25 protein-coding genes and 1 pseudogene are annotated in these 24,963 nt (G+C 62.0%); 9 read left to right on the forward strand and 17 right to left on the reverse strand.

The annotated features are described in order from the left end of the window. Window positions 1–71: 71 nt before the first annotated feature. The 3 genes from VFO29_12510 to VFO29_12520 are packed head-to-tail and all read left to right on the forward strand — an operon-like array spanning window position 72 to window position 4,475. On the forward strand, window positions 72–1,673 hold the full coding sequence (locus tag VFO29_12510; GenBank protein HET9394330.1) for an AAA family ATPase: 1,602 nt from the start codon (window positions 72–74) through the stop codon (window positions 1,671–1,673). Beyond that, entirely contained in the window at window positions 1,666–3,051 is a 1,386-nt protein-coding gene (locus VFO29_12515) for a glycosyltransferase 87 family protein (protein ID HET9394331.1), read from the forward strand. Before VFO29_12510 ends, VFO29_12515 begins: the two co-directional genes overlap by 8 nt. Then, window positions 3,048–4,475, forward strand: a complete 1,428-nt coding sequence (locus tag VFO29_12520) for a glycosyltransferase 87 family protein (GenBank protein ID HET9394332.1) — start codon at window positions 3,048–3,050, stop codon at window positions 4,473–4,475. Before VFO29_12515 ends, VFO29_12520 begins: the two co-directional genes overlap by 4 nt. Before the next feature lie 809 nt (window positions 4,476–5,284). Here VFO29_12520 and VFO29_12525 read toward each other — a convergent pair. The 14 genes and pseudogenes from VFO29_12525 to VFO29_12590 form a co-directional block, all read right to left on the reverse strand. Then, a pseudogene (locus tag VFO29_12525) lies at window positions 5,285–5,869 on the reverse strand (glycosyltransferase family 39 protein). 40 nt (window positions 5,870–5,909) lie between these two features. Beyond that, on the reverse strand, window positions 5,910–7,310 hold the full coding sequence (locus tag VFO29_12530) for a hypothetical protein (GenBank protein HET9394333.1): 1,401 nt from the start codon (window positions 7,308–7,310) through the stop codon (window positions 5,910–5,912). After that, window positions 7,307–8,623, reverse strand: coding sequence for a hypothetical protein (locus VFO29_12535; protein ID HET9394334.1), 1,317 nt, complete (start codon window positions 8,621–8,623; stop codon window positions 7,307–7,309). The genes VFO29_12530 and VFO29_12535 overlap by 4 nt, the downstream gene beginning before the upstream one ends. Then, the gene (locus VFO29_12540) at window positions 8,620–8,964 is read right to left on the reverse strand and encodes a DUF192 domain-containing protein (GenBank protein HET9394335.1); all 345 of its coding nucleotides are present in this window, start codon (window positions 8,962–8,964) and stop codon (window positions 8,620–8,622) included. Before VFO29_12540 ends, VFO29_12535 begins: the two co-directional genes overlap by 4 nt. A gap of 3 nt (window positions 8,965–8,967) precedes the next feature. After that, window positions 8,968–9,585 carry a prepilin peptidase gene (locus tag VFO29_12545; GenBank protein HET9394336.1) on the reverse strand — a complete coding sequence of 206 codons (618 nt, stop codon included), beginning with the start codon at window positions 9,583–9,585 and terminating at the stop codon, window positions 8,968–8,970. Continuing rightward, window positions 9,582–10,433, reverse strand: coding sequence for a type II secretion system F family protein (locus VFO29_12550; GenBank protein ID HET9394337.1), 852 nt, complete (start codon window positions 10,431–10,433; stop codon window positions 9,582–9,584). Before VFO29_12550 ends, VFO29_12545 begins: the two co-directional genes overlap by 4 nt. Then, window positions 10,430–11,236 (reverse strand): type II secretion system F family protein, encoded by an 807-nt coding sequence (locus VFO29_12555; GenBank protein HET9394338.1) that lies wholly within the window; start codon window positions 11,234–11,236, stop codon window positions 10,430–10,432. The genes VFO29_12550 and VFO29_12555 overlap by 4 nt, the downstream gene beginning before the upstream one ends. After that, window positions 11,230–13,350: an ATPase, T2SS/T4P/T4SS family gene (locus VFO29_12560; GenBank protein HET9394339.1), complete on the reverse strand. Its 2,121-nt coding sequence runs from the start codon at window positions 13,348–13,350 to the stop codon at window positions 11,230–11,232. The genes VFO29_12555 and VFO29_12560 overlap by 7 nt, the downstream gene beginning before the upstream one ends. Further along, complete coding sequence (cpaB, locus tag VFO29_12565) at window positions 13,347–14,234, reverse strand: Flp pilus assembly protein CpaB (GenBank protein HET9394340.1); 888 nt, start codon at window positions 14,232–14,234, stop codon at window positions 13,347–13,349. The genes VFO29_12560 and cpaB overlap by 4 nt, the downstream gene beginning before the upstream one ends. Further along, entirely contained in the window at window positions 14,231–14,749 is a 519-nt protein-coding gene (locus VFO29_12570; protein ID HET9394341.1) for a prepilin peptidase, read from the reverse strand. Before VFO29_12570 ends, cpaB begins: the two co-directional genes overlap by 4 nt. 7 nt (window positions 14,750–14,756) lie before the next feature. Next, on the reverse strand, window positions 14,757–14,915 hold the full coding sequence (locus VFO29_12575) for a Flp family type IVb pilin (protein ID HET9394342.1): 159 nt from the start codon (window positions 14,913–14,915) through the stop codon (window positions 14,757–14,759). A gap of 23 nt (window positions 14,916–14,938) precedes the next feature. After that, window positions 14,939–15,094, reverse strand: coding sequence for a Flp family type IVb pilin (locus VFO29_12580; protein HET9394343.1), 156 nt, complete (start codon window positions 15,092–15,094; stop codon window positions 14,939–14,941). Window positions 15,095–15,169: 75 nt separating this feature from the next. Continuing rightward, window positions 15,170–15,319, reverse strand: coding sequence for a Flp family type IVb pilin (locus tag VFO29_12585; GenBank protein HET9394344.1), 150 nt, complete (start codon window positions 15,317–15,319; stop codon window positions 15,170–15,172). 47 nt (window positions 15,320–15,366) lie between these two features. Then, on the reverse strand, window positions 15,367–16,050 hold the full coding sequence (locus VFO29_12590; GenBank protein HET9394345.1) for a stalk domain-containing protein: 684 nt from the start codon (window positions 16,048–16,050) through the stop codon (window positions 15,367–15,369). Between the two features lie 233 nt (window positions 16,051–16,283). On the opposite strand from VFO29_12590, the gene VFO29_12595 reads away from it, so the two are divergent. Genes VFO29_12595 through VFO29_12620 form a run of 6 tightly spaced genes read left to right on the forward strand, consistent with a single transcriptional unit; the run spans window position 16,284 to window position 21,431 of the window. Beyond that, entirely contained in the window at window positions 16,284–17,687 is a 1,404-nt protein-coding gene (locus tag VFO29_12595; GenBank protein ID HET9394346.1) for a pilus assembly protein N-terminal domain-containing protein, read from the forward strand. A 7-nt stretch (window positions 17,688–17,694) separates the two neighbouring features. Beyond that, window positions 17,695–17,877, forward strand: a complete 183-nt coding sequence (locus VFO29_12600; protein HET9394347.1) for a hypothetical protein — start codon at window positions 17,695–17,697, stop codon at window positions 17,875–17,877. After that, on the forward strand, window positions 17,874–18,563 hold the full coding sequence (locus VFO29_12605) for a hypothetical protein (GenBank protein ID HET9394348.1): 690 nt from the start codon (window positions 17,874–17,876) through the stop codon (window positions 18,561–18,563). Before VFO29_12600 ends, VFO29_12605 begins: the two co-directional genes overlap by 4 nt. Next, entirely contained in the window at window positions 18,533–19,432 is a 900-nt protein-coding gene (locus VFO29_12610; protein HET9394349.1) for a pilus assembly protein TadG-related protein, read from the forward strand. The genes VFO29_12605 and VFO29_12610 overlap by 31 nt, the downstream gene beginning before the upstream one ends. Continuing rightward, entirely contained in the window at window positions 19,429–20,079 is a 651-nt protein-coding gene (locus VFO29_12615) for a TadE/TadG family type IV pilus assembly protein (GenBank protein HET9394350.1), read from the forward strand. The genes VFO29_12610 and VFO29_12615 overlap by 4 nt, the downstream gene beginning before the upstream one ends. Beyond that, window positions 20,070–21,431, forward strand: a complete 1,362-nt coding sequence (locus tag VFO29_12620) for a hypothetical protein (GenBank protein ID HET9394351.1) — start codon at window positions 20,070–20,072, stop codon at window positions 21,429–21,431. Before VFO29_12615 ends, VFO29_12620 begins: the two co-directional genes overlap by 10 nt. Here the strand turns inward: VFO29_12620 and VFO29_12625 are convergent. Genes VFO29_12625 through VFO29_12635 form a run of 3 tightly spaced genes read right to left on the reverse strand, consistent with a single transcriptional unit; the run spans window position 21,412 to window position 24,949 of the window. Then, the gene (locus tag VFO29_12625) at window positions 21,412–22,980 is read right to left on the reverse strand and encodes a cytosine permease (protein HET9394352.1); all 1,569 of its coding nucleotides are present in this window, start codon (window positions 22,978–22,980) and stop codon (window positions 21,412–21,414) included. The genes VFO29_12620 and VFO29_12625 overlap by 20 nt on opposite strands. Further along, on the reverse strand, window positions 22,977–23,552 hold the full coding sequence (locus VFO29_12630) for an isochorismatase family protein (protein ID HET9394353.1): 576 nt from the start codon (window positions 23,550–23,552) through the stop codon (window positions 22,977–22,979). The genes VFO29_12625 and VFO29_12630 overlap by 4 nt, the downstream gene beginning before the upstream one ends. 2 nt (window positions 23,553–23,554) lie before the next feature. Beyond that, window positions 23,555–24,949, reverse strand: coding sequence for an aminopeptidase P family protein (locus tag VFO29_12635; protein HET9394354.1), 1,395 nt, complete (start codon window positions 24,947–24,949; stop codon window positions 23,555–23,557). Window positions 24,950–24,963: the final 14 nt, after the last annotated feature.

A 24,963-nucleotide genomic window follows, 5' to 3' on the forward strand; every position in this document is an offset into this window, starting at 1 on the left:
GAGCCGTCCGGTCGGGCGGCGCTCGCTAAGTACCGAGGGGAGGAAGACCGATACTCTAGATCGGCCCCTGCATGATTCTCACACAATCGCTTCCGCGGCTGGCGCCTTCGACGATCCGTCGGCCCCGTCTCGAACGCTGGCTTGCGACGCACGCCGAAACTCCCGTGCGGCTACTGATAGCGCCCGCCGGTTCCGGCAAGACGACGCTGCTGTTGAAATATCTTGGCGAGAGTACGATCGCCGCGGGCTATTGCGCGTTGCCGCCGGAGTGCTCGGCCGTCGACCTGTTTCGCGCCATTGCGTCCGCGCTCGCGTTGCCTCGTCCCGCTAATTCGTACGACGAGCTCGTCACGTATTTGCGGACTGTGCGCGGCCCCGCCGAACTGGTGGTGGACGACGCCGACAACGCAACTCCGGATGCGATCGCGATCCTGCATCGTTTGGTGGACGATGCGCCGGAGACACTGAGCCTCGTGTATGCGTCGCGTTCGCGCGAGGTGTTGGATGCCAAGACGTGGATTGCGCGCGGCCTCGCGGTGTTGTGCGACGCACGGAAACTGGCCTTCGATCCGGCGGAGACGAAACTGCTGGCCGAAGCCTGCGGCGTCTCGGCGACCGACGTGGATATCTCTCATCTGATCGAAGAGACCGACGGTTGGGCGATCGTCGTCAGCGGTGCGGTGCGGTGCGCAGCCGAAGACGGGCGCACCCTTAACGGAGCTTTCGAACACTGGCGCACGCGCTACGGCCAGCTCTTTGCCGAGTTCATTGCGGCCGAACTCGATCGCGCGTCCGAAGAAGATCGCGCGCTCTTGCGCAGCATCATGGCCGGCGCGCTTCCAAACGACGAAGCCCGCTTGCAACGGTTGGAAGCGCAGGGCTTCTTCATGGTCGACGACGCCGGCGGCTGCCGTCCGCTGCGGCCGCTGCAGCAACTGCGCGGCGGCCGCGTGCGCTCCTCGCAATCCTCGCACCTTGCGCCGATGTCGGCGCGCATGTTCGGTCACTTCGAGGTGCGGATCGGCAGCGCGGAGATCGCCTGGATTCGCAAGCGCGATCAGCAGATCGTCAAGTATCTCTTGCTCAAACCCTCCGGAACGGCGACGCGCGCCGAGCTGGCCGCCACTTTTTGGCCCGACGCCGACCGCCAGCTGGCCGCGCAAAGCGTGCGTACCGCGTGCAGCAACATTCGTAAGGCGATCGCCGCGATTACCGGCTACGCCGCGGTCGAGGCGTATTTTCGCGCGGATCCGGATGTCGCGCTTGAGTTCTCACACGTGGTGGCTGACGTGCGGCGTTTCGGCTCGCACGTCGCCGACGGTGACGCGGCGTTCGATCGCGGCGATCTGGAAGAGGCAGGCGCGCGCTATCGCGCAGCCGAGGAACTTTATGCGGGCCGTCTGCTGGATGCGGACGCGCCCGAACCGTGGTTCACTGCGCATGCCCAACTCTTGGAAGATCGCTACGTCATCGTCCTGGAACGGCTGGCGCAGCTCGCCTTCGACGAAGGCGACATGAAAGGTGCGGCCGACTACGCATACCGCGTGCAGCAACTGCGCCCCGACTCGTCGGGTTTGGTGAAGATGCTCGGCAAGATTGCACCGCAGTACCGCATTACGAGCGATCCCGCTTCGCTCGAGGAGCACCGGCGCCGCAAGACCGATAGTGCGTAGGGAGTTCGCAGCAGCTTTCATCCTTGCGGCCTGCGCGCTGCTGGCGTGGCAGCTGATGGAAACCTCGGCGGTGCGAACGCTTCTCGGTGACTTCCGGGCGTTTTATTGCGGTGGCTCGCTGGTGCTGCACGGAGCAGACCCGTACGCATCGGGCCCGTTGCTCCGCTGCGAACAGACGCCGGCGCCGTTTGGACTGCACAGCGCCCGCGAGGCCGATCTGCCGGCACCCTTTCCGGGCTATGCGCTTGCGGCGTTTGCAGTTTTCTCGCTCTTGCCGTATCCCGTTGCGGCAGCAGCGTGGTTTTTGCTGCTGCTGGTTTGCACCACGCTCGCTTGCATCTTTCTCGGACGTTTGTGCGACCGCCCCGCATTCGCAGCCTTTGCGTTTATCGCGGTTGCTTTTAGCGTCGCCGTAATTCCTTACGGCGAACTCGCGCCAATTATTCTGGCCGCGCTTACCGGAGGAGCCTTGGCGCTTCGCCGTGGCGTCAATACCGCATCGGTGCTCGCGCTTGGCGTGCTTGCGCTGTTGCCGCACGTCGCGCTGCCCGTTTTCTTGGCACTTTTCATTTGGAACAAGGCGATGCGGTGGCCGATCGTCGTGATTGGCATAGTGCTCGCGTGCTTGGATGTAGCAGTGGGCGGTCCGAATCTCGCCCTGGCATATTTTCTGCGAGTCTTGCCCAACCACGCGGCGTCGGAGATTGGTTTCGTCACGCAATACAGTGTGACGTGGCTTGCGCAAGGTATCGGCGCGCCGGACCGGCTTGCGCTCATTGCGGGGAACGCATCGTATGCGGCGATGGTGGTTGCGGGTATTTGGTTCGGTGGTTTAGTAAGCAAAAGGTTTCGCGACCCGGCCTTCCTCATGCTGATTCCCGCAGCATGTGCCGTCACGGGCGGATCGTTCATTCATTATAGCGAGATCACACTCGCGCTACCCGCGGCATTGCTTCTATACGTTCGAAGCACCGGCGTTCCGAAGGTCCTGGCCGCCGTTGCCGCGGTGCTCGTGGCGTTACCGTGGCAGGCCGTCGTAACCCAGCCGGCACTGATGATTCCTATCGCGGCCGGCGCGATAACCATCGCCGCAGTCGTTTTGCAACTCTCGCCGCGGTATTCCTTACGAATTGGCGCCGGCGCGACGCTCTTTTGCGCACTTTGCATTCTGGCGGCGTGGCATTTCGGTCCACAGACGGCGCCGCACACGGCGGGCCGGCCATTCGATCCGACACTAGCTGAAGCATCCTGGGCCAAGTTGATCTCCGATCAAACGTCGAGCTCCGGAATCGTCTGGTGGATTCCGAAACTTCCGACTTGGTCGGGTCTCTTAGCGTTGTTTGCGAGCGGCGTGATGGCGGCAGCCGGCCGCGAGTGAAGCGCGAGAATGCGGCCTCGATTCTCGCCGGTGTCGCCGCACTTTGCCTCGTTGCCTGGCAAGTAGCTGCGGCGTCGCGTCATGGCGCGTTGTTTGTGGATCTCCGCGCGTTTTATTGCGGCGGCTGGACGGTGCTGCATCACGGCAATCCCTACGATGCGGCTCCGCTGCTGACGTGCGAACAAACGCCGCAGCCGTTCGGACTGTATACCGTTGCGGTGCCGCTGCTGGCGCCGTTTCCGGGATATGCGCTCGCGGTGTTCTCGCTTTTGGCGCTGATGCCGTACACCGCAGCGGCGGCGCTCTGGTTGGTGCTGCTCGTGGGAAGCGGGTTGGGCGCGGCGCTCTTGCTCGCAACGCTTTGCAGAACGGGCATCGCGGGCGCAATTGCAGTAGTGACAGTCGCGTTTGCCGTTGCAGTGATTCCGTACGGCCAGCTGACGCCGATCGTTCTGCTTGCGTTGTGCGGCGCGGCGCTCGCTCTGCGCCGGAACATCGTATCCGCGTTGGTCGTGGCGCTGGCGGTAGTTGCGCTCGAACCAAACGTAGCGCTGCCGGTGTTTGTAGCGGTGTTCCTCTGGCGGCGCGATGCTCGCATCCCGCTGGTCATACTTTGCGCAGCGCTGCTGATTCTGCACGTTGTCGTCGTTGGGCCCGCCGGCGCACTCGCTTATTTCACGCAGGTATTGCCCGCGCACGACGCCTCCGAGGTGCGTTTCGTCAACCAATTCAGTCTCACGTGGATGGCGCAAGCGCTCGGCGCGCCGCTACGCCTTTCGCTGGTGCTCGGGAACGTCGCTTACGTGCTCGTCTGCGCGCTAGGCGTCTGGCTTGCCGGTGCGCTCGCGTGCCGGCTGCGCGATCCCGCATTGCTTGTGCTATTTCCGGCGGCGTGCGCGGTCATCGGCGGATCGTACGTTCATTACAGCGAGATCCTGCTGGCACTGCCTGCAGCCTTGCTACTCTTTGCTCATTCATCGCATCGCGGTCGAATCTACGCGGCGTTCGCGGTGGCGCTCATCGCAATCCCCTGGATTTCGATACCGAGTCAACCTGCAGTCGTACTCGCCGCGGTTGGGGGAGTCGCGGCGATGTGCTGTCTCACGCTGAATCTAAGTGTTTCGGCAATGCTGCGAGCCGCATTGGGCGCCGCGCTGTTGTGCGCGCTGATTTTGTTGGCGGCGTTTTACTACGGGCCGGCGCTTTCGGCGACTCACACGTTGGGTTTGCTTGACGCGGGCGCCGCGGACGCTGCGCGTGCCGCGCAGATTGCCGAGAGCGGCGCCAGCGCGGGCATCGTTTGGTGGCTTGTGAAGCTCCCAACCTGGCTCGGTTTGCTAGCGCTCGTGCTCAGCGGCCTGAACGTGTACACGGAGACGCGTTCTTCGCTGCCGGGAAATGATGCGGTGCTCTCAAGGGGATAGTGCGCCTTTAAGAAGGCGAGCAGATCCCACGTCTTCGCGTAAGGGACGTGCCATTGATTATGCGCGGTGCTATTGGCCACCAATGCGAGAGTAAGGTGGCGTCGCGCAAGTTCGGTCGCAACGCATTCGGCGCGCGACAGTGCGTGCGGATCGTTCCACTCCTTCTCATAGCCGGAGCCCCGGAAGGTCTCTGAATCCAGAATTCGGACAAACCCGATGAACGGCGTGCCGCGTTCGCGCGCATAATAGTAGAACGTCGCGGCCATGTAGTCCGGCGCGATGATGTAAACGGCTCCCGGTTTGGGTGGACTCGTCGCAAGAAGCGTTCGGATTCCCGAATGAGGCATCGCGCTCGCAAGTGAGGTAGCTGCGGCGATCGCGACTGCCATAACCAGGGCTGTCGCGCCGCTCGCGATTGCACACGTCCGTACTATGAGATTGCCTCGAGCCCTGAGTATGCCGGCCGTTTCGACAAGCACCCAAGCTTCGAATACTGCGAAAAAACCAAAGAACGGATAGATGTAACGTCCCTGTGAGAGGCCGGCGGCGGCTTCCAAAGCAAGTACGAGTAAAAACGTTCCGGCGAGAAGTGCGACGCCGGTACGTAGTGAGCCAAATCTCAGCACGATGGTAGCGAGGATGCCGAGAATGACTAACGCAGTTAAGGATTGCATTGGGATACTCGTGAGCAACGATAAGTCAAAATATGAGACCTTTTCGCCGATGGTTGCGGGCGCCGACCATGGGACTCCGGCCGACGCCTGAGCAAAAAAGGCCGGCAGCCAGAAAACGTAGGGGAGCGCTCCAATCAGTAAAGCGGATACAGGCGCCACCGCTCGCTTCGCTCCCCTGCTTGCCACGATTGCGAACGCTAGAAACCCTAAGACTGCCAGAAGTGCAAATTGATTCGTATAGATGGCGATCAGCGTTAAGAGCGCTGTTTCAATAAAGTGCTTCCGTGTAGCCGCGGCTCTCAGTTGTAGAAATGACGTCGCCAGGAGTGCAAGAATCAGCGCCAAGAGAGAATATGGCCGCACATAACTTGAGAAAACAATTGCGATTGGAGTAATCGCAAAAAGAAAAGCAGCCAGTAGCCCGGTGCTTGCGTTAGCTGCGACTCGGCCGAGCCGGTAAACGGCCGCAATCGCGAGCACGCCGCACGCGAAGGAGGGAAATTTCAAAGCGAGCTCGCTAAAGCCGGCGATGCCCGTCCAGACGTACATCAGAATGAAATAGAACGGCGACAGAATTAGCGGTAATGAAAAGTCGTGAAAAAACTGCCGAAAACCTACTGCCGATAGTTCCGCATAGAGATAAGCCTCATCGCGCCATAAACCCGAATGCAGCAGCGACGGCAACCGCAGGACCGCCCCAAGAAGGACAACTGCCGCCAATATCCAGCGCCGGCTGTTTGCTTTGTCTAGCGCCGGCAGTTCAGACAGCGTGGTTGCGTTCGAAGACGACGTAGCCGTGATCGTGGTAGAAGACGTGCCAGCCCGGCTGAGATTTCAGTATTTGCGCGAGCGGGCGTCCGGCTTTGGCCAAGACTGTGTCGGCGCCGTATGCATCAAGGGCGCGTGACCAGCGCGGCGTCACCTTCTCGATGTCCAAATACGCTTTCCAGACGGAATCGGGATACGGATCGCACCGTCCGTCCAGAAACACGCGCACGTTTTTGTACGGCAAGGCCATGCTGCACCAGGCAAAGTCCTCACAATACAGCTTGTGGACGCCCGGCGCTTGCGCGATCCGGACGATGGCGGTCTGCGGCAGCGGAGACTTTGCCACCGCGGGCGCTTGATTCAGCGTCAGGATAATCAAGAGCGCGGCAATTGCGCTTGACGCAAGCACGAGTACTTCACTGAACCGTTCGCCTAAGACGACGTTTAAGCGCGCGTGCTGCGGAATGGCGTTGCTCAAACGCTGCGCCACCATCGGTGCGATGACGATCGCGCACAGCGACATGTGCCGGATCGCGGTGAACGAAAGCACGGTCATCACCGCGAAGAGCATTCCGTCCCGCCAGCGTTCCCGCGGCGCGGCGATCCCGAAGAAGCATGCCATCGCGATCAGCGGCAGCAAGCCGACGGCAAACGACGGAATCGTGATGTCGGGCGGCTGCCATTCGCTGATCGATGCGCGGATTGCGCTCGTTTGCAGTTGTATCGCGTAAGCCGGAAGGTGCCAGGAGAAGGGCGTGAGCAGGACGGCCAGGCCCGTGCCCAGCGTCAGCACGACGTTGCGTTCGACGCGCGCGGTCCAGCCGCGATCTTCGATCGCCGTGCCGAGCGTCCAGACTCCGACGAGCGCCGGCACGATCAGGGCGCTGGCGTGAATGTTCGCCCACAACACCGTGAGCGGAATGATCAAGAAGATGAGCGGCGACTCCAGATCGAGCAGCAGCATGATGATCGCCAGCAGCGCCCAGCCGAAGATCTGCGCGCGCACGCCGAAGGACTGCATCATCGCAAAACCGACGAACGCCGTCGTCAGCACGGTGGCGAACGTCGAAGCTCCGCGGCGGTGCGCCCGCCAGGCGGTCACCGCCAGCGCGCAAACTGCCGCCAGGGCGGTACCGATCGCCAAGACGTAAAAGCGCCCAGTCGGAAGCGTCGCCGCAATCGCCGTGCTGAAGAGCCACTCTTGCGCAATCCAGCGGGATCCGGGCGCCGTAAAAGTTTCCAATCCGAGCTGCATCGGAATGTGGTGCAACGTCAATACTTGATTGCCGAGCCACTGCTGCCACGACAGGTCGGCATCTTGTCCGCGATAATGCCAAGCAATCGCGGCGAAGCGCGCTCCGAAGATTGCAATAATTGCCCAGGCGATTCTCATTGCTTCGTCAGTTTCTGGAGCAAGATCGCCCCGCCCGATGAAATCGAACTCTCCCAGCCGTCGGCGTGGAGCAGCGAAATCAGACGGCTGTCTTTGTCGGCGAGAATCCCGTCAACGTTTGCGTGGCGCAAGTCTTGCTGCCAGTTACCCACCGCATCTGCAACGTCGCGTTGAATACGCCGTGCGAGCGGACCGGCGACACCCGCGCGATCGTCCAGCACAACCGAAATCGTACGGTTACGGAAGGATGACGCCGCATCGCACCAGCGCGGCTGCACGCACAAGACGAGATGGCGGCCGGGATGATGGAGCAAGGAACTCAAGAGCGGCGCGACCGCCGGGCTAGGCCAAGCAACGGTCTTCGGTTGAAACGCGGTAATGGTCGCCACAAAAGCGCACGCGACGGCGGCAAAAGCGAGCGCGTACGCTGCTAGCGAGAACTTCGGTACGTCGCGCCGTTCCAGGTAGTAGCTCGCCAGGGCGTCGGCGACGATCGGCGCGGCCACGATACCAAAGAATGGAAGGTTGCGAGCGTCGACGAGACAGAGCAGCAGCAGCGCAAAAAACAGGAACGTATCGGCCAGGTGTCCGCGACGCCGGATTCCATACCAGCCCGCCACGACGACGATCGCCGCGAACCCCAGATCCGCGGGCGAGAATGCGCCGACCCACAAGCGGTCGCGCTGTGCGCCGCGCAGCAGCGAGTCAAGATACAGTGCGTGAGCGCCGTAAGCGGCAAAGATGCCCGAATGCAGCTGCACCAGCGAAACCACGATGCAAGCGGCGGCCGTGCCTAACCTGCGGACGACGGTCGCATCGAACCGGCGCCGCTCGAGCAGCGTTGCAAGTGCGGCCAGCGATACGAGCAGCGCTCCCAAAGTCGCGCCGCCTTGCAGGATCGACCACGCCGCAGTTATCGCCACGATCGCCGCGGCGCTCCACGCGTCCTCGCGGTCCAAGAGCAAGCAAATGGCTGCAGCGCAAAGCCAAGCTATCGGATCGAGGCTGACGCCGAGGCGGCCGACCAAGCAAAGCGCGATAAACACCGCCGCCAAGCCGACATGCCAGTCCGAGGCTCCGCGCAAGCGCGTGCGCCACGCCGCCAGCAAGATTGCTGCGGCCGAAAGCACGGCGCTGACTCCCAGCACCAGCGCAAAACCGAACGTGTGCAACAGCCAGGTATAGATTGCTCCGCCGTACAGATTCGGATCGCGCAACTGCACGAAGAATTCAGGCAGCGCGCCGCCGGCGGTGATGACTGCGGTCGCAATCGCGAAGGCGACGATCGCAGCGGAAAAGCGTCCGCCCTTCATCGCAGCTCCAAGCGGTCGCCGGGAAGAACGTCGCGGCCTTCGAGGGCTCCGGCCCCCAGTTCGACAACGTTGCGCGCCCCGAAACAGGCCAGCGCGGGACGATTGTTTTTTACGCGTGCATGCGTGCGCAAGACGCGTTCTTCATCGTCCAGAAAAATGACGTCGATCTTTGCCCGCATGAGAAGGGTGTGAATCGCCCAACAGTCGCGGAACCACAGACCCTCGTCGGGCTCGACGATTTTGCGCGGAATCAGTCCGGCGAAACGCTCCCACCAGCCGTCCGCAACGCGAACGTTCTCAGCGAGAATCTCTCCGGTCGTGGCGTTGCGCAGTTTGGGCACAGCTCACACCGACCAAATCACGCCGATGGGAATCGCCAGGCCGATGGCGGCCGCCAAATACGGAGCAAACGCAATCGGTCCGGTGCGCCGGCCGCGCGCAAAGCTCACGATAACTGCCGCGACGCATGCCAGTGCAAATGCCAGAAAGGCCGCTTCCGCGCCGAGCACGGCGCCGCCGAGCGCCACCAGCTTGACGTCGCCCCAACCCATGCCTCGCCCATGCGACAGCGCGGCGGCGATCGCGAACGGCGCAAACGGTGCGGCGACCGAGATGAAAAACACCCATTGATGCTGCCAAATCGCAATCAGCGCCAACAGCGCGAGCGGACCGAGCGTCAGAGCGTCGGGCACGATCCCGCGCTTGACGTCGGCCACCCAAATCGCCACCAGCACGGCGCAGATGACGGCGATAAGCAAGAACTGCATCTGCGAAATGTCGCCCGTCGTCACGATCGCGCCGATGCTCGCGCACGCCGCGATGAGCACGACGATCGGCGGACGGCCGGATTCGGGCGCGTCGTCGAGCGGTTCGATGCGCTCGGCCAGCGTGAGGCCGACGACCGCGCCGGCATAGCCGGCGGCTGCGAAAAAGATGGCGCCGAGAATTGCTGCAGTAATCATTTTACAAAATAGTTCGCGACGAGCGCGCCGAAGATAACGACGAAGAGCGCCGGAAGCAAAAACATCGCCATTGGAAAAACCATCTTGACGGGCAGTTTGGCCGCGTGTTCCTCTACCAGCATGATGCGGTGATTGCGAACGTCTTCCGACAGTTCGTTCAGGACTTTCGAAATGTTGGTGCCCAGCCGCTCGGCTTGCGTGATAGCCGTGATGGTCGTCGTGAATTGCTGCTGCTGCAACCGGTCGGCGGCCGCGCGTAGCGCTTCGGCCCGGCTCCGTCCCAGGCGTATTTCAGAGAGCGCGGCTTTGATTTCATCGCCGAGCGGTCCGGGCGCCGAGTCGATCGAGTAGGCCAGCGCGGCGTTGACGGAGAGTCCGGCCTGCACCGTGGTGGAGACCATGTCCAGAAAGTCCGGCAGCGTTTTTTGCACGGAGACTTTGCGCGCGTCGCAGGCGCGCTGCAGCGCCGACATCGGCATGTACGCGCCCGCGGCGCCGGCCATCAGCGTGAAGAGTATCGTCAGCGTCAATTGGAAATGAACGAACTCCAACAACGTGAACGCGAACACCAATCCGAAGATGCCGCCGCCGACGATGCGCACACCCATCTGCGCGGGCGTAACGGTGTACCAGCCGGCTTCCATGAGCTTGCGCAGCAGCTGTCCGCGCCGCTCGGGTGAGAATATCTTCTCGAACCGGCGGATGCTCACGGGATCTTTGCTTTGCGAGCTGCGCATTTGCAGCTCCTCGATGCGTTTCTTCAGCGCGCTCTTTTGCGGAATCAGCGAGACCGCGAACAGAAACGCGGCGATTGCGCCGAGCACGACGATCGCGATGACGATCATCATACGTCGACCTTCAGCATCTTCACGAGAGTGAAGACTCCCAGAGCTTCGAGTATGGCGACGATGACCAGTGCGATATGTCCGACGGTGGTAAAGAAGAGCGCGCCGCCCATGCTGGGTTCGGTGAGCGCGATAAATCCGGCTAAGAACGGCGGCAGCGAGGAAAGAATCGCCGCACCGGCGCGGCCTTCCGCGGTGAGCGCGCGAATCTTCCGCTGAATCCGGCGGCGATCGCGGATCGTATTAGCGAGATGCTCGAGGATCTTTCCCAAGTCGCCGCCGGTCTGCGATTGAATGCGAATCGCGCGCGCCATCATCAGCGTTTCATTGCCGGGCATGCGCTTAGCCAGCGTGTCGAGCGCGTCGTACACGCTCACGCCGATGTTCGTCTGTCCGATCACGCGCATGTACTCGTGGCGCGCCGGATCGGGCATCTCCTCGATGACGATAGTCAGCGCTTGGCGCAAGCTCAAGCCGATGCGCACGCCGCTGGAGATCAGCCGCAGCGCCAACTCCAGCTGCTGCACGAAGGCGTCGAGGCGCTTGCGCAGTTTCAGTTGGATGACGACATAGAATCCGCCGGCCGACAATCCCATCATCAGAAAGAACAGCAAGAACGCGGCGACCGGTCCGGGTTTCCACACGAAGGCTACCGTCGACCATGCGATTGCGCCCAGGCCGGCTACGCCGAGGCCGACCTCGACCGGACGCATCTGGAGTCCGGCGCGGTCGAGCAGTTCGGCAAGATCTTTCATCCGCTGCGAACTGGAGTCGAACTGTTTGAATATCGAAGTGCTGTTTACCATAGCGACCCCGATGAGGCCAGCGTAGCGAGTTGCCGCACATCGTACGTGATGCCGTACTCTTCGAATTTCTGCAGACACTGCGGCTGGACGCCGGTGAATTGAAACTCACCCGATACCCGGAGTGCTTCGTCCACGCCTTTTTGCTGGTAACGGATCAGCTCTTGCATGGTGACGACCTCGCCTTCCATGCCGACGATCTCGCTGACGGAGATAATTTTACGGCTGCCGTCCCGCATACGTGCGGTCTGGACGATCATGTCGACGGCGCTCGCGATCTGCTCGCGAATGGCGCGAACCGGCAGATCGAAGCCGGACATCAAGACCATCGTTTCAAGACGCGCCAGCGCGTCGCGCGGCGAGTTTGCATGCGCCGTGGTCAGCGATCCGTCGTGGCCGGTGTTCATGGCTTGGAGCATGTCGAGCGCTTCGCCGCCGCGGCACTCACCGACGATGATGCGATCGGGCCGCATACGCAGCGAGTTCTTGACCAAGTCGCGGATACCGATCTCGCCGCGCCCCTCGATGTTGGCCGGACGCGATTCAAGGCGAACGACGTGAGGCTGGTTGAGAAAAAGTTCGGCGGAGTCCTCAATCGTGACGATGCGCTCGCGTTCGGGAATGTAGCCCGAAAGAATATTCAAGAACGTCGTCTTGCCGGAGCCGGTGCCGCCGCTGATGATGATGTTGAGACGGCCTTCGATGCAGGCCCGCAAGAAGTCGAGCATCTGCTGATTGGATGAGCCCTTTTCGATCAAGTCCTGGGCCGTGAGCCGCCGCGTTCCGAAGCGCCGGATCGTCAGCGTTGCGCCGTCGATCGACAAAGGTTCGACGATCGCATTGACGCGAGAACCGTCCGGCAGACGCGCATCGACCATCGGAACGGATTCGTCCAAGCGCCGGCCGAGCGGCGCAATGATGCGCTCGATAATCAGCCGCAGCTGTTGATTGCCCGTAAAACTCTTTCCGGTGCGTTCGATCTTACCGAGGCGCTCGACGTAGACTGTCTTCGGTCCGTTCACCATGATTTCGGTGACGGTCTGGTCGGCCATCAAGTCTTCCAGCGGACCGAGCCCGAGCGCTTCGTTGACGATGTCTTCGCGGATCTGTGCGATCTCTTCAGCCGTCAAGTCGCCGTGGTCTTTGACGCTGAGCACGTTTTGCACGGTCTCTTCGATCTTCGAACGTAACTCGGCAAGTTTCGCGGAGTCGGTGTGCGCCTGACTCGCCTCAACCAGATTGACGTTCTTTGCAAGCGACTCGTGAATGTCGATCTTCAGCCGTTCGTACGGATCGATCACCATGTCCGTTGCGCGCCGCGAGGCCTGACCGTTGCCCGACGCCGGTGCATCGGTGGCGCGGCGATCGCGCCGTTCGCTGCGGCGGTCTTGCCGCATGGCAGAACGCGGCTCGACGCGGCGATCTTGAATAAATCCTCTGGCGGAAGGCTTCAGCGCCGTGATCTCCGGCTCGGCCGGAATGGAACGCAGCCACCGCTCGAACGACTGCAGCGCTTTGCTGAAACCGCGATCGTTCTTGCCGGGAAGTTCGCCGACGACTTTGGTTTCGAGCGCGTGTTCGATGTCCGATCGCTCTGACGCCGGATTTCCGTCGCGGCAATTCGTCAGCAGAACGATTCGCTCGGCCGGTACGCCGAATTTTTTTAACTCGCTGATCATCGTGCGGGCGGCGGTCAATCCGAGGATTGTCGGCTCCGCGACGACGACGAAACGCGTTGAGCGCACGATGAATGGCCGCACGGGCGCGGCAAACGGAATCGGAACGTCGACGAGGACGCAATCGTTCTCGTCGGCCAGCAACGTCGCTATGTGTTCGACGTCGTCGAAATTAATCGTGAAGGCAGAATCGTAGCTCGGAGCGAGTTCGGCCAGCGTAATGCCGCCGGTCTCGACGGTCGCGATCTTGGTCGCTTCGCCAGTTGCGTCCAATTCGCGGACCGCGTCGAACAAGATGGCCGCGCTCCGGCGGCCTGAAAGATCCCCGTCGACGACTGCCACGCGGCGATCGCCGCGCATGAGGTTGGCGAGTTCGGCGCAGACGGTGGTCGCACCCGAACCGCCTTTCGCGCCGATGAGCGCGAAGACCGGGGCGCTCACGGCTGGCCTGGCGGTCCGCCCGGCGTTATGTAGTGATCGCCGTCGATGACCATGACCCCGCCATAAGAATGATAAGGTGCGCGCGGCGCCGGCTGTCTTTGAGCGGCGAGCGCCTGCAGCGCCATTGTCGCCGCGTCGGGCGGCGGCGGAGCTGCGGCTACCGACGGTCCACTATAGCTGCCGCCGCCCGGAAAGTGCAGCGCTTCGGTCGGCTCGGAGTTCAACGGCTCGCGCGGTGAACGCAACGCGAGGCGCAGGTTTGTCGCGGTGTCGGCCATCGAAAGCAGGTCGGCCTGTTTAGGCGTTACCTCCAGCGTAATCGTCGAGGCGATTTGGTCCTGGGGCGAGGGCGTCGCCGAGGCGTTTTCGAGGAGCGGACCGACCGCCAGGACGCGGATGCCGCGCAGAATCGCAACGGCCGGCGGCGGAACGTCGCCGGTCTTCGGTGGAATGGCGATGACGTCGACGCGGTCGCCGGGCTCAATGAGCCCTGAAACACCTTTGACTTTGTCTATCGGAATGCTGATAGCGCGCATGCCGGGTTTGAGCCGGACGGGAAGCGCAACGTCCGTCGGACGGCCGACTTTGGAAAGCGTGATGGTCGACCCGGCCGGGATCGTAATCAGCGAAAGAGCACCGACCGCCTTCGTGGGATCCGTGATGGCGTCCGGTTCGATTGCTGCTGCCGGCCGCGTGGCCTTCGCAAGCATGTCAGGCGTGATGGGAACGCGCGCCGGAATCTCTCGCGACGCCACCAGAATGTCGCGCGGCTGGTTGTTCAGCGCGCTGGTACGTTGAATCGACGAAAGATAGTTGAGCGTTAACCAGCCCGTGCCGATCGCCAGTACGAGCGCTACGATGAGAGTGGTACGGCGAGTGTTCACGGCAATAACCTCAAGGTGGTAAGACTAAGCGTTGCGGTGCAGATAGCGCCCGCAAAAATTGCGACCGCGTACGGCATGACGAGTCCGTCGTGCGGCCGCACGGGTTTGACGCCCGCGAAGAGCGGAAGCGCCGTCGCCTGCACGTTGGCAAGCGTTGCGGATAACCGGCCGCGCAATGCGGCATAAGCTAACGCAAGAACGCCGCCGCACAGCAGCGTGAGTAAGATAAACGAGACGCCGGCCGGATAGCCGAGCGTCCCGGCAGCCGCCGCGAGCAGCTTGACGTCGCCGCCCCCGATCAGCTTGAACGAAAATGCCACGGTGCCGGCGGCCAAGACTGCGGCGGCCACCGCCAGATCGGCAAGCGCGCCCCTCCAGCCGAAAAGCACGGTGTTTTCGATCAGCCCGCAGATGAGAAGCGCCAGCACCAGCCAGTTGGGAACACGCCTCGTTCGCACGTCACTGACGGCACCGATCAGCGATGCCGCCAGGACGGTTGCGAGGAGAATGGTCATCTCGTCCTTAGAGGTTGTTGTTGACCGAGTTGAACGCGTTGGAGACGTTTTGACCCAGCGTCAACACAAGGACGATACAAACGGCAGCGATGAGTGCGACCATGATGCCGTATTCGACCATCGTCGCCGCTGAATCGTCGCGCCAGAGCGACATGAGATTTTTCACCAAGATACTCCTTATGTGCAGTGTTAGAGGCTGGAATTCAGCGATGAGAAGGCGTTCGAAACCGTCTTACCCAGCGTCGTGACCAGCACGATACATACCGCGGCGATCAGTGCGACCATGATGCCGTATTCGACCATCGAGGCGCCCGATTCGTCGCGCAGTAACACCCATGAAATCACGGTAATCCTCCTAGAGAGTTTGAGCCGGGGCTGAAGGGAGAGAGACAGCCCCGGCTATTGATCTTGAGTTTGGGATTACAGGTTGTTGTTGACCGAGTTGAACGCGTTGGAAACGTTTTTGCCCAACGTCGTTACGAGCACGATACAAACGGCGGCGATCAGTGCGACCATGATGCCGTATTCGACCATCGTGGCGCCTTCGTCGTCGCGAAGCATAGCGATCATATTCTTGAACATGGATCCTCCAGTTGTAGTGTTTGTGTGCAGTTGTGTCATCGAGCCGGATGCGGCGTCGTCTGCTCGAGTGGGACTTTTACTCCCGGGTTGGGGGCGTTGATGACGAGTTGCGCGGACGCCGGTACGACGCCGGGCAACGAAGTGGCAACGATTTTGAGTATCGTCCCACGCTCGTAGGCGGACGCGATGGGGATCAATGCCCCGAAACGCCCGTTGACGTCCGTGATGACGTCTTGGCGGCTTACCACGATCGTCGGAACATCCGTCGAGACCGTGGCCAGCAAGGTGATGGTGACCGGAGCATTCGGTGGCGCCGAGCCGCCCGCATAGATGGCCTCTGCGCCCTGAAACGGCTGAACTTCGAGAGAGATGGCTCCATGCGCAGAGATATCAGATTGAGCGACGACGGTGGCCCTACTGGCGGTCCGGACCATTGAGGGGCTCCGGCCCGCAAGCGCCGCCAGGCGGCTGGCCAGCGCCGGCGTCACGTAGAGGTCCCCTCGCGAGTAGCTCGGGGACTCATCCGCGACGGCGGTCTGGTTGTTCACCTGGTAGACCGACTCTCCGGGCCGCAACACAACAACGATGCCGGGCCTGGAAAGGACGACGTAGGCATGGTCGGGCTGCCATTGGTAGGCATATCCGGCCCGGGCGGCCACGCCGTGCAACGGCAAAAGCGTTCCGTCTGCGGCCGCAAGGGCCGGCAGGCTGAAAAGCATTATAGCCGTGGCAAGAACGAGGGTCGTCCGCAAGTTACCCGTCTCCTATTCGGTGGCGCCATCATCCCATCGCCGGGCCCGCGGTTCAATAGAAAAGCGGTCGTCTGGACAGACTCTTTACTGCTCGTCTATTGATTGTTGACGTGTTAACGTATCTCGGCGTGGGATAATCGTGGACGTTACGAACCGGGAAAATTTCCGGCTCGTGTTTGCCTTTCGGAGGTCACAGCCCCATGCGATCGATGCTCATAGGAACCGCCGCCGCGCTCACGCTCGCGGCCCTGGGCTCGTGCCCGGCACTCGCGCAGTCGGACACCGTCCAATTGCTGTCCGTCCAATCGGGGCACTCGGTCCTCTTGCAGACCCCGGGCTTGACCCGGGTAGCGGTCGGCGACGGCCGGATAGCGGGGGTGGTGCCTATCGGCAGCTCCCAGCTGGTCATCAACGGCAAGGCCCCCGGGCATACGACGATTTTCATCTGGGAGGCCGGCGGGCGGGCGAGCTACGAGGTGACGGTAACGGAGCAGCAGGTCGATCAGATTGCCCAGATGCTCCGGACGTCGATCGACGAGCCGGGCGTCCAAGTCGTGAGCTTCAACAGCTCGGTCGTCGTGCGCGGAGTCGTGCCGGACGGCGCGCACTTCCAAATGCTCACCGACATCCTCAGCCGGTTCGAAAAATACGCGGCAGCTGAGAAGTATACGATCGTCAACGCGGTGACGGTGGCGCATCCGCTCGGAGACCTCCAGCGCGATCTGATGAACATTCCCGGCGCCACCGGCATTCGCGTTGATCCCGACGGTCACGGCAACGTGATCGTGAGCGGTCACGTGCACGACGCCCAGACGGTCGCGGCGATCCTCGAACGGGCGCGCGGCTTAGCCGGCCCCTATCTTGCCAGCGACGGCAAGTTGGTCGATCGGATCAGTACCGACACGAACACACAGATCGACATTAAAGTGTACGTGCTCGAGGTCGATCGGACGGCAGCCAGCAACTTGGGCGTTCAGCTGCAGGCGGCAAACATCAACGGCGGCACGTATACGCTGGGGCCGCCAACATTTCCAATCGTCGAAAACATTCCCAGCAGCCCGCTGAAAGTCGGCGCGTTTTTCCGGACGATCACGCTCGCGCCGACGCTCAATTTGATGCTGTCCGAGGGACACGCGCGGCTGCTCTCATCGCCGGATCTCGTGACGATGCCGGGAATGGCTGCCACGTTCTTGGTCGGCGGTCAGATTCCGATTCCGTTTTCGACGGGACTCGGTCAAACCAGCATTCAGTACAAAGACTTCGGCGTGCAGCTGAACGTGACGCCGACGCTCCTGGGCAACGGCTCGGTGCAGGCCGCGATCGCACCGGACATTTCGGACCTCGACTTCGCCGACGGCGTGAGTCAGAACGGCTTCGTCATTCCGGCGCTCAAAGAGAGCAAACTCTCGACGAACGTCATTACGCAGCCCGGTGAGTCGATCATCATGGGCGGCATGGTGCGGCGCGTCGAGCAGCGCACGATTCAGAAAATTCCGATCTTAGGCGACCTTCCAATCTTGGGCCAGCTCTTCCGGTCGACGAATTATCAGAACAACCAGAGCGATATCGTCTTCGTGATGACGCCCCAAGTGATTACGCGGTAACTTCGGCGTGCGCTCGCTGATCGCGTTGCTGCGCGACGAGACCGGTGCTTCGTTGACGGAATACGCCATCATTGCGGTGGGGCTCGCCATTCCTATGTTCGCAATCGCGGCCCTTATCGCGACGACCGGCGGCAGCCAGCTGAGTTCGACATCGACGAACATGCAGTCGCTGGGGCAGACGCCTCCATGAAGCGGCGCAACGTGCGCGGCGTCGCACTGCCTGAGACCGCCCTGGTCATCGGGCTTTCAATGCTCGTCCTTCTCGGCGCGGCTCAGATGACGTTAATCGGTTACTCGCAAGTCGCCGCCGACGGCGCCGCGTTTACGGCGGCCCACGCGCGCGCTGCCAATCCATCGGCTGCGCTGAATGGCACGACTGCGGCGATATCGGTCTTTCCGCAGTTTGTGGCGAGCAACTTTACCACGCCGTCGCCGGCCCCGGCGAACATTTCGCAGATCCAAGTGACGAAGAGCGTCGGCGGCTTTTCGCTGTTGCCCGGCGGGCGCGCGACGTTTAACGTTCGCGGCGCCGACGTCGAATATGCGCCGGCGCAAACGTCGGCAACTCCGGCGCCTTTCACGTTCTCGGTTTCGGCGACGTTGTACAACTTTTGCGATCCAAGCGGCAACTGTTCGCTGCCGTCCAACGTGCAAATCTGGCTGGCGCAGAGCCCAGGTTCCGGAAACGGAAACGGCGTCAACGGCATCTTCTCCGAGTGGCAATGCCACCAGAAGTACTATGCGCAAGTTAACTGGCCCGCGACGCGGCCCGCCAACTATCAAGCCATCCAAGGCGGCAATCTCGATCCGAAAAACCACGGATCCGCCGAAGCCAACATCTACTCGTGGGACAGCGGGAGTCACAATTGCAGCTGAAGGGACAGCGCGGCCAGACTCTGCCGTTTTGGGTGATCGGCGTCCTGATCACGCTGTCGCTCGCATTCTTCCTAGCCAATTACGTAAACATGGTTGCGTGGCAGATTCGCGCGCAGAACGCGGCCGATTCGGCCGCATCGGGCGCCCTCTCCGTGCAGACGAACGTCCTCAATGAATATTCGACGATTTTGTACGCGACGGCCGTCGACGAATATCGCATCCGCACGCTCAACCAAGCGATTTTGATGACGATCTATCCGAAAGGTGCCTGTTCGGGCTCGAATTGCGACGCGAGCTATCAAACGCTGGTAACCGAATACAACACGGCGGTCAACAGCTATACCGAAGACATTCACCTATTGCAACAGGCCAACAACGTGACGCAAGGCGGCCAATCCGCGGATCAGGCCAAAGCTTTGAGCAGTTTGGGAACGGGCTGCGCAACGACCAGCGATTACGCATGTGCCTTCGCAATCACGGCCATCGACGCATCCAATAATCAGACCGGTAACAGCGGCGGCAACTTCGGCTTCATCGGCCCCGGCGACAATCAAGTCGATCTGGTGGCTTGCAAGAACGTTTCGTATTTCGGCGGCGCGCTGCTGAAGCTCAACAGCACCACGTATCCGGTGATGGCGCGTTCCGCGGCCGCGGTCGTTCCGGTAAGCACAACGGGATTCACCCCCGGAACCGCAGTGAATCCGGCGACAGGGCAGGCATATCAGCCGGTCGAGCACTGGGGCTCGTTCAGCAGCACGACGTTCGATGTGAATTTTACCGGCTTGACCGTGAATCTGAGCTGGTACCAAGCCGGGCCGATCAGGCCTTATAGCGGCACCATTGCCTCGAGTTCTTACACGTGCTCATGAAACATACGCAACGCGGTCAGACGCTCGTCGAACTGGTTATCGCGATGCCGATCGTGTTGCTGGCGCTCTTTGCAATCATGTATATCGCGCGACTCGGCGTCTTGAACGAACGCGCCGAACTCGCCGTGCGCTACGGCGGTATCATGCTGTACAACGCCGGCGGAACGCAGTACAGCGCCGCCAACATCTACGCGAACCTCGCAGGCAGTCTTCCGGCATGCCCGACTCCACCGGTCAGTATCCTGAGCGATGCGTCCCCGTTCCCCGGGCCCACGAGCGCGCCGTACTGGCAGCCCGACGCGAGCCCGGCGCCGACGAGCAGCTGCACCACGGGCGCGAGCGGTTTCGGCGGATCACAGTTCATCGCGTCGCATTTTTGGAATCAGAACACTATTAACGTAACGGCTAGCATAGCCGTGCCGCCGTTCTTGACGGGCGCAATCGGCAGCTCGGCCGGTACTGCCAGCACAACGCTCACATTCACCCATGCCGCCAACCCCGGCATCATTCTCTGGTGCAGTACCGAAGTGCGCAACCGCGTCAACGACGCGATTACGGCGCAAGGGTCAGCGACTCTCCCGACGCCGATTCCGGACGGCTCGTCGCCTCCACCGAACCCACCGAACAACAACGGATCGTGCAACTGATGACGCGCGAATTGGTGCCCGTTAAGTTTTCTCACCGCCGCGCGCAGACGATGCCGTACGGAACGCGCGCGCGTGTGGCCCTGGCGCAAGGTGACATCGAGGGCGGTCTCGCGCTGGCCGGCGTCGATCGCCGCGCCGGCACGGCGACGTACGCATTGCGCATCGCGAACCAAAGCGCCAGTCCTTTGCGCGCGCGCATGGAGTGCGCGCGCTTCCGCGGCGCTCCGGTGCTGGGATACCCGCTGGACGTGCACGTCGCGCCGTTCGCGATTGCCGAAACGCTCTTGCCTGTTCGTCTGGCGGAAGTAGGTCCGTACGATCGCGCAATCGTCAGAGTCTCCGGCGCCGACATTGCCTTTACGCTTGAAGCTCCGGCGCCGCCGCGCCGTAATGCACGGACGCGCTGGATCGGCGGCATCGCCGCCGCCGTCGCGGTGATCTTCGGCGGCGCTTTTGGCGCGGCCACCGCGATGCCGCACCTCGATCTCCTGGCAGCTCCGGCGCGCGCGCTGGCCGGTTCACCGCTCGACGTACCGTATGCATTTCACGGCTGGGCCTCGATGCAGTACGCGTTGCAGACGAAAGACGGCCGGCAGCTCGCCGCCGGTTTGCTGACGCCGGGTCAAGGTACGCTGCACTTCTCCGTTCCGCGCGACGCGGGAACGGATTTGATTCTGGCGGCCAACGTTTCCGGTCCGCTCGGCGTGGAGCATCTCGCGCGGCACATCGTCCTGGCGCCGTTGGCCGTGAAAAAAGTAGCAGCCGCGCCGCGCATAGACGAATTTACCATTTTGACGCCGCAGATCCGCGCGGGCGCGCCATTGCAAGTGCATTATTCGACGAACGCCAAATCGGGCCAAATCTGGCTGATCGATGAAACGGGAAGGCTGTGGGCAAAAGTGCCGATGTCGATCGCCGGCACGAGCGAACTGACCGTTCCGCAAGGCGCTGCAGGCCACAAGATGCGCGTCGTTCTGCACGCGCGCAACGGTGCCGCCGATGCAGTCGCGACGGTCGGCGCGTTCGTGCTTCCGGGCGACGTCGTTACGGCGGATACCGCACCCTCAACTGCCGCGCAGACGCAATCGAGTTTGAGCCTTTCGTCCGATCGCGTTTCTCCCGGGGATGAGATTGTCGTTACGTTAGGCGGGAGTCACGGTGACGCGCGCATCTCGTTAACCGATGCCGCAGGCAACACGATCGAACAGGGTGATCTTCCAACCGGGCAAAGCGCCGTCTCTTTAACGGCGCCCGCGGTGACAACTGCTACGACGTATTATGTTGTGGCGAACGTCTCGTCAGGCGTCTCCGAACAGAGCCTCGTTCGAAAACTTACCGTCGCTCCGCGATAGCGCGCCGCGGCGACAGCGCGACCATCACAACCGCTGCTACGATAAAACCAACGTAGTACGAAAGATCGCCGAATTGCGGATACGCATTCGCGAACGGCCCCGTGTACCAGGCCTGGTCCCAAAAAGGCAGTGAAGCCGCCAACCCGATAAGCCACGCGTAAACGCCCGGACGAATGCTTGGGCCGAATTCGAGCTCTTCCGGCGCGACGCGTTGGCCGCGGCGCTGCAGCCAATCAACCAAGACGACGGCGGCCCACGGTGACGCCCAATACGAAAGCAGCAACAGGAAGTCGGTGTAAAGATTGGCCGTCTCTTTGGGATGCCCGCCGCCGGAGGCAATGAGCGCGCCGAGGACACCGACAACGATCGCGGCGCGCCAGCGAGCGATTCGTACGTGACCCACGATCCCAACGATCACTCCGACACCGAGGGCGAGCCCGATCGTTACCATGGCCGGAACGTGTGAATAGAACAGCAATGCGGTGAGTGCGGCGAAAATCGCGCCGAGGATGACCGGCGCGCGCAGCGAGCGCGTTGGGAATTTCACGACAAGCGCCGCCATGGCACCGGAGTAGAGATTCATGCAATTCGCGGTCAAGGTTCCCAACACGACGCTGAGCAAAATGATCGTCCCCACGAGCTGCGGGGCGCCGACTGACTGTAACAGGCTATGAATCGCGTCCGTGGGAGTTGCCTTGCTGAGATCAAAACCGCGCGCTGCGTACACGGTGGCCGCGCCCATGATCTCCAAAATGATGCACGGTATGACCGTACCAAGAAACGAGTACCACCAGATACGGCGCGGATCCGTGTTTGCAGGGAGATACCGGGAGTAATCGGAGGCGCACGGCACCCAGCCGGTCGCATATGCAAACCCGAGCGCGGTCGCCAAAATGACGCCGCCGATCTCGCCGCCGGCGGCGAACGGCGCGTGCGCGTTGAATGTCGAGCTCCAATTCGCGTGAGTGAACGTAATGACGCCCAACAGCGTAAAGCCGGCGCCCAGCAACACCGAACTCACGCGTTCGAACCAGTGGATCATGTTGTAGCCGTAGACCGCCAGCAATATCTGCAACAGCAGCATGAGTGCGAGCGAGATCGCGTATGTAGCGGCCGATGACGGGATCCGAAACAACGATTGGGCGATCGTTTGCAGCGCATAAGCGCCGAAGACGGAATTGACCGCGAACCAAAGCACTCCGGCCAGGAAGCTCAGCGCCGCGGGCAGTGCGTTGCCATATCGGCCGAAGGCTAAGCGTGAAGCGACCATCTGCGGCACGCCATAACGCGGTCCGAACGTTCCGAGAATGCCCAGCAGCGCAAAACCGACGATATTTCCGACAATCAGCCCGGCCGCGGCCCCGGCCAAACTCGTTCCATAGAGCGCGACGGCGAAGACGCCGACCATCCACGTCGCGATCTCGGCGTTGGCCGAAAACCACAAGCCGAAGAGCGAGCGCGGATTCCCGTGGCGCTGGTCGTCGGGGATGTATTCGATGCCGGTCGGTTCTACTGCGAGAACTTGGTCGCGATAGACCGGTTCGCTCATGCCGCAGTGCGCAGTTCGGAACTCGTCACGAAGCGCACTCCGGCTTTCTCCATTTCTTCGATTGCCTGGGTCTCGTCTTGCGGACGCACCGCGACGGGCGCGATTGCGTCGCTCACGACGAGCGTTTCAAATCCGCTCTGCGCCGCGGCGAGCGCGGTCTCTTTCACGCAGTAATCGGTCGCGAGTCCCGCCACGAAGATGCGTTGCACGCCGCGGGCGCGCAATCGTTCCGCCAGATCCGAGTTTTCGAAAGCACTGTATCCGTGCCACGGCGGCATCGATCCCTTGCTCAAGATCTCGTCGACGTACGCCAGGTTCATCTTCGGCGCAAAACCGGCACCGTACGTGTGCTGCAAACAATGGTAGGGCCACGTCCCGCCGTAGTCTTTGAAGTGCGGATGTTCGCGCGGATGCCAGTCGCGCGTCGCCACGACGTACGGAAAGAGCGGCATGATGCGCTCCAGCGGTCCGAAGATGCGATTCCCCTGCGCTACCGGCAGCGCGCCGCCGGGCAAGAAATCGTTTTGGACGTCTACGACGATGAGTGCGTCACCCGCTCCGATCGTTTGCATGGTTACCTGTTTTGAATCTGCGCGATCCAGTGTTCGACCGCGTCCGGCGCCGAGGGTAAGGAGGCCGACAGATTCTCGTGACCGTCCGCGGTGACGACCACGTCGTCTTCGATGCGCACGCCGATGCCGCGGAACCGCTCGGGTACCGTGCCGTCATCCGGCTGAAAGTAGAGTCCCGGTTCAACCGTGAGCACCATGCCGGTTTGCAGCTTGCTGTAACGGTAATTCTCGGAGCGCGCTTTGGCGCAGTCGTGCACGTCGAGGCCGAGCATGTGGCTGACGCCGTGCAGCGAGTAGCGGCGGTGAAATTGGTTTTGCGGATCGACGGCTTCGTCGAGCGAACACTTGAGAATACCGAGATCGATGAGCCCTTTTGCGAGCACGCGTATCGCCGCGCGATACGGTGCGAGAAACTCGTTGCCCGGCTTGACTTGTTCGAAGGCCGCGCGTTGCGCTTCATACACGAGCTCGTAGACCGCGCGTTGTTCGGCGCTGAAGCGCCCGGATATCGGCATCGTGCGCGTGACATCGGCCGTATACAGCGACTCGACTTCGACGCCCGCGTCAACCAGAAGCAGTTCTCCCTTGCGCACCTCGCCGTTCGTGCGAACCCAATGCAGCGTGCATGCATGCTCGCCTGCGGCCGCGATTGTGAGGTAGCCGGTGTCGTTGGCTTCGATGCGCGCGCGCGAAGTGAACGCCGTTTCGATCTCGCGTTCGGAGCGGGCGCGTGACATTACGCGGATGATGTCTTCGAAACCGCGTTTGGTGATCTCGACGGCTTTTCGCAATTCGCTGATCTCGTAGTCGTCTTTGATCAGGCGCATCTCGGAGAGATGCGTTGCGAGTTCGGTATCGTCCTCAACGTTGCGAATCGTCAGCCCGCGTGCGCGAAGTTCGTCGAGATACTGATCGGTCTGGTCCATCGGACGGCAGCGATCGACGCCGAAGAAGAGTTGACTCTCGTCAACGCCGCGGTGGCGTCCAACCCACAATTCACCGTGCACGCGATCGGCGAAAAACTTCGCGTCGCCGCGGTTATGCGCGGGCACGAACAGAACCGACTCGTGCGAACCGTTGCGCGGCTCGAGCACCAGCGTGGATCCGGCTTCACCGGGACCCATCAAGTACGCAAAGTCGCTCGATGGGCGGTAGCGGAAGCTTGTATCGTTCGAACGCGTCTTTTCTTCGCCCGCCGGAATCACGAGCACGGCATCGGAAAAATCTTTCGAGAGAGCAGCGCGTCGCGCGCTATAGCGCTCGACTTGGTCGGCACGCGATACGGTAATCGGCGCGTCGACCCACCCTTCGGACATAAATCGAACGAACGCCTCGGGCGAATCCGGATCGTAGCTCGTTCTGGCGGGAGCAGCTTGGGGTGCTTTGCGAGTTTCCATGGGGGTGGGGGTTC

Origin of the sequence: Candidatus Rubrimentiphilum sp., from assembly GCA_035710515.1 — a bacterium.
In the GTDB taxonomy this organism is placed as follows: domain Bacteria; phylum Vulcanimicrobiota; class Vulcanimicrobiia; order Vulcanimicrobiales; family Vulcanimicrobiaceae; genus Rubrimentiphilum.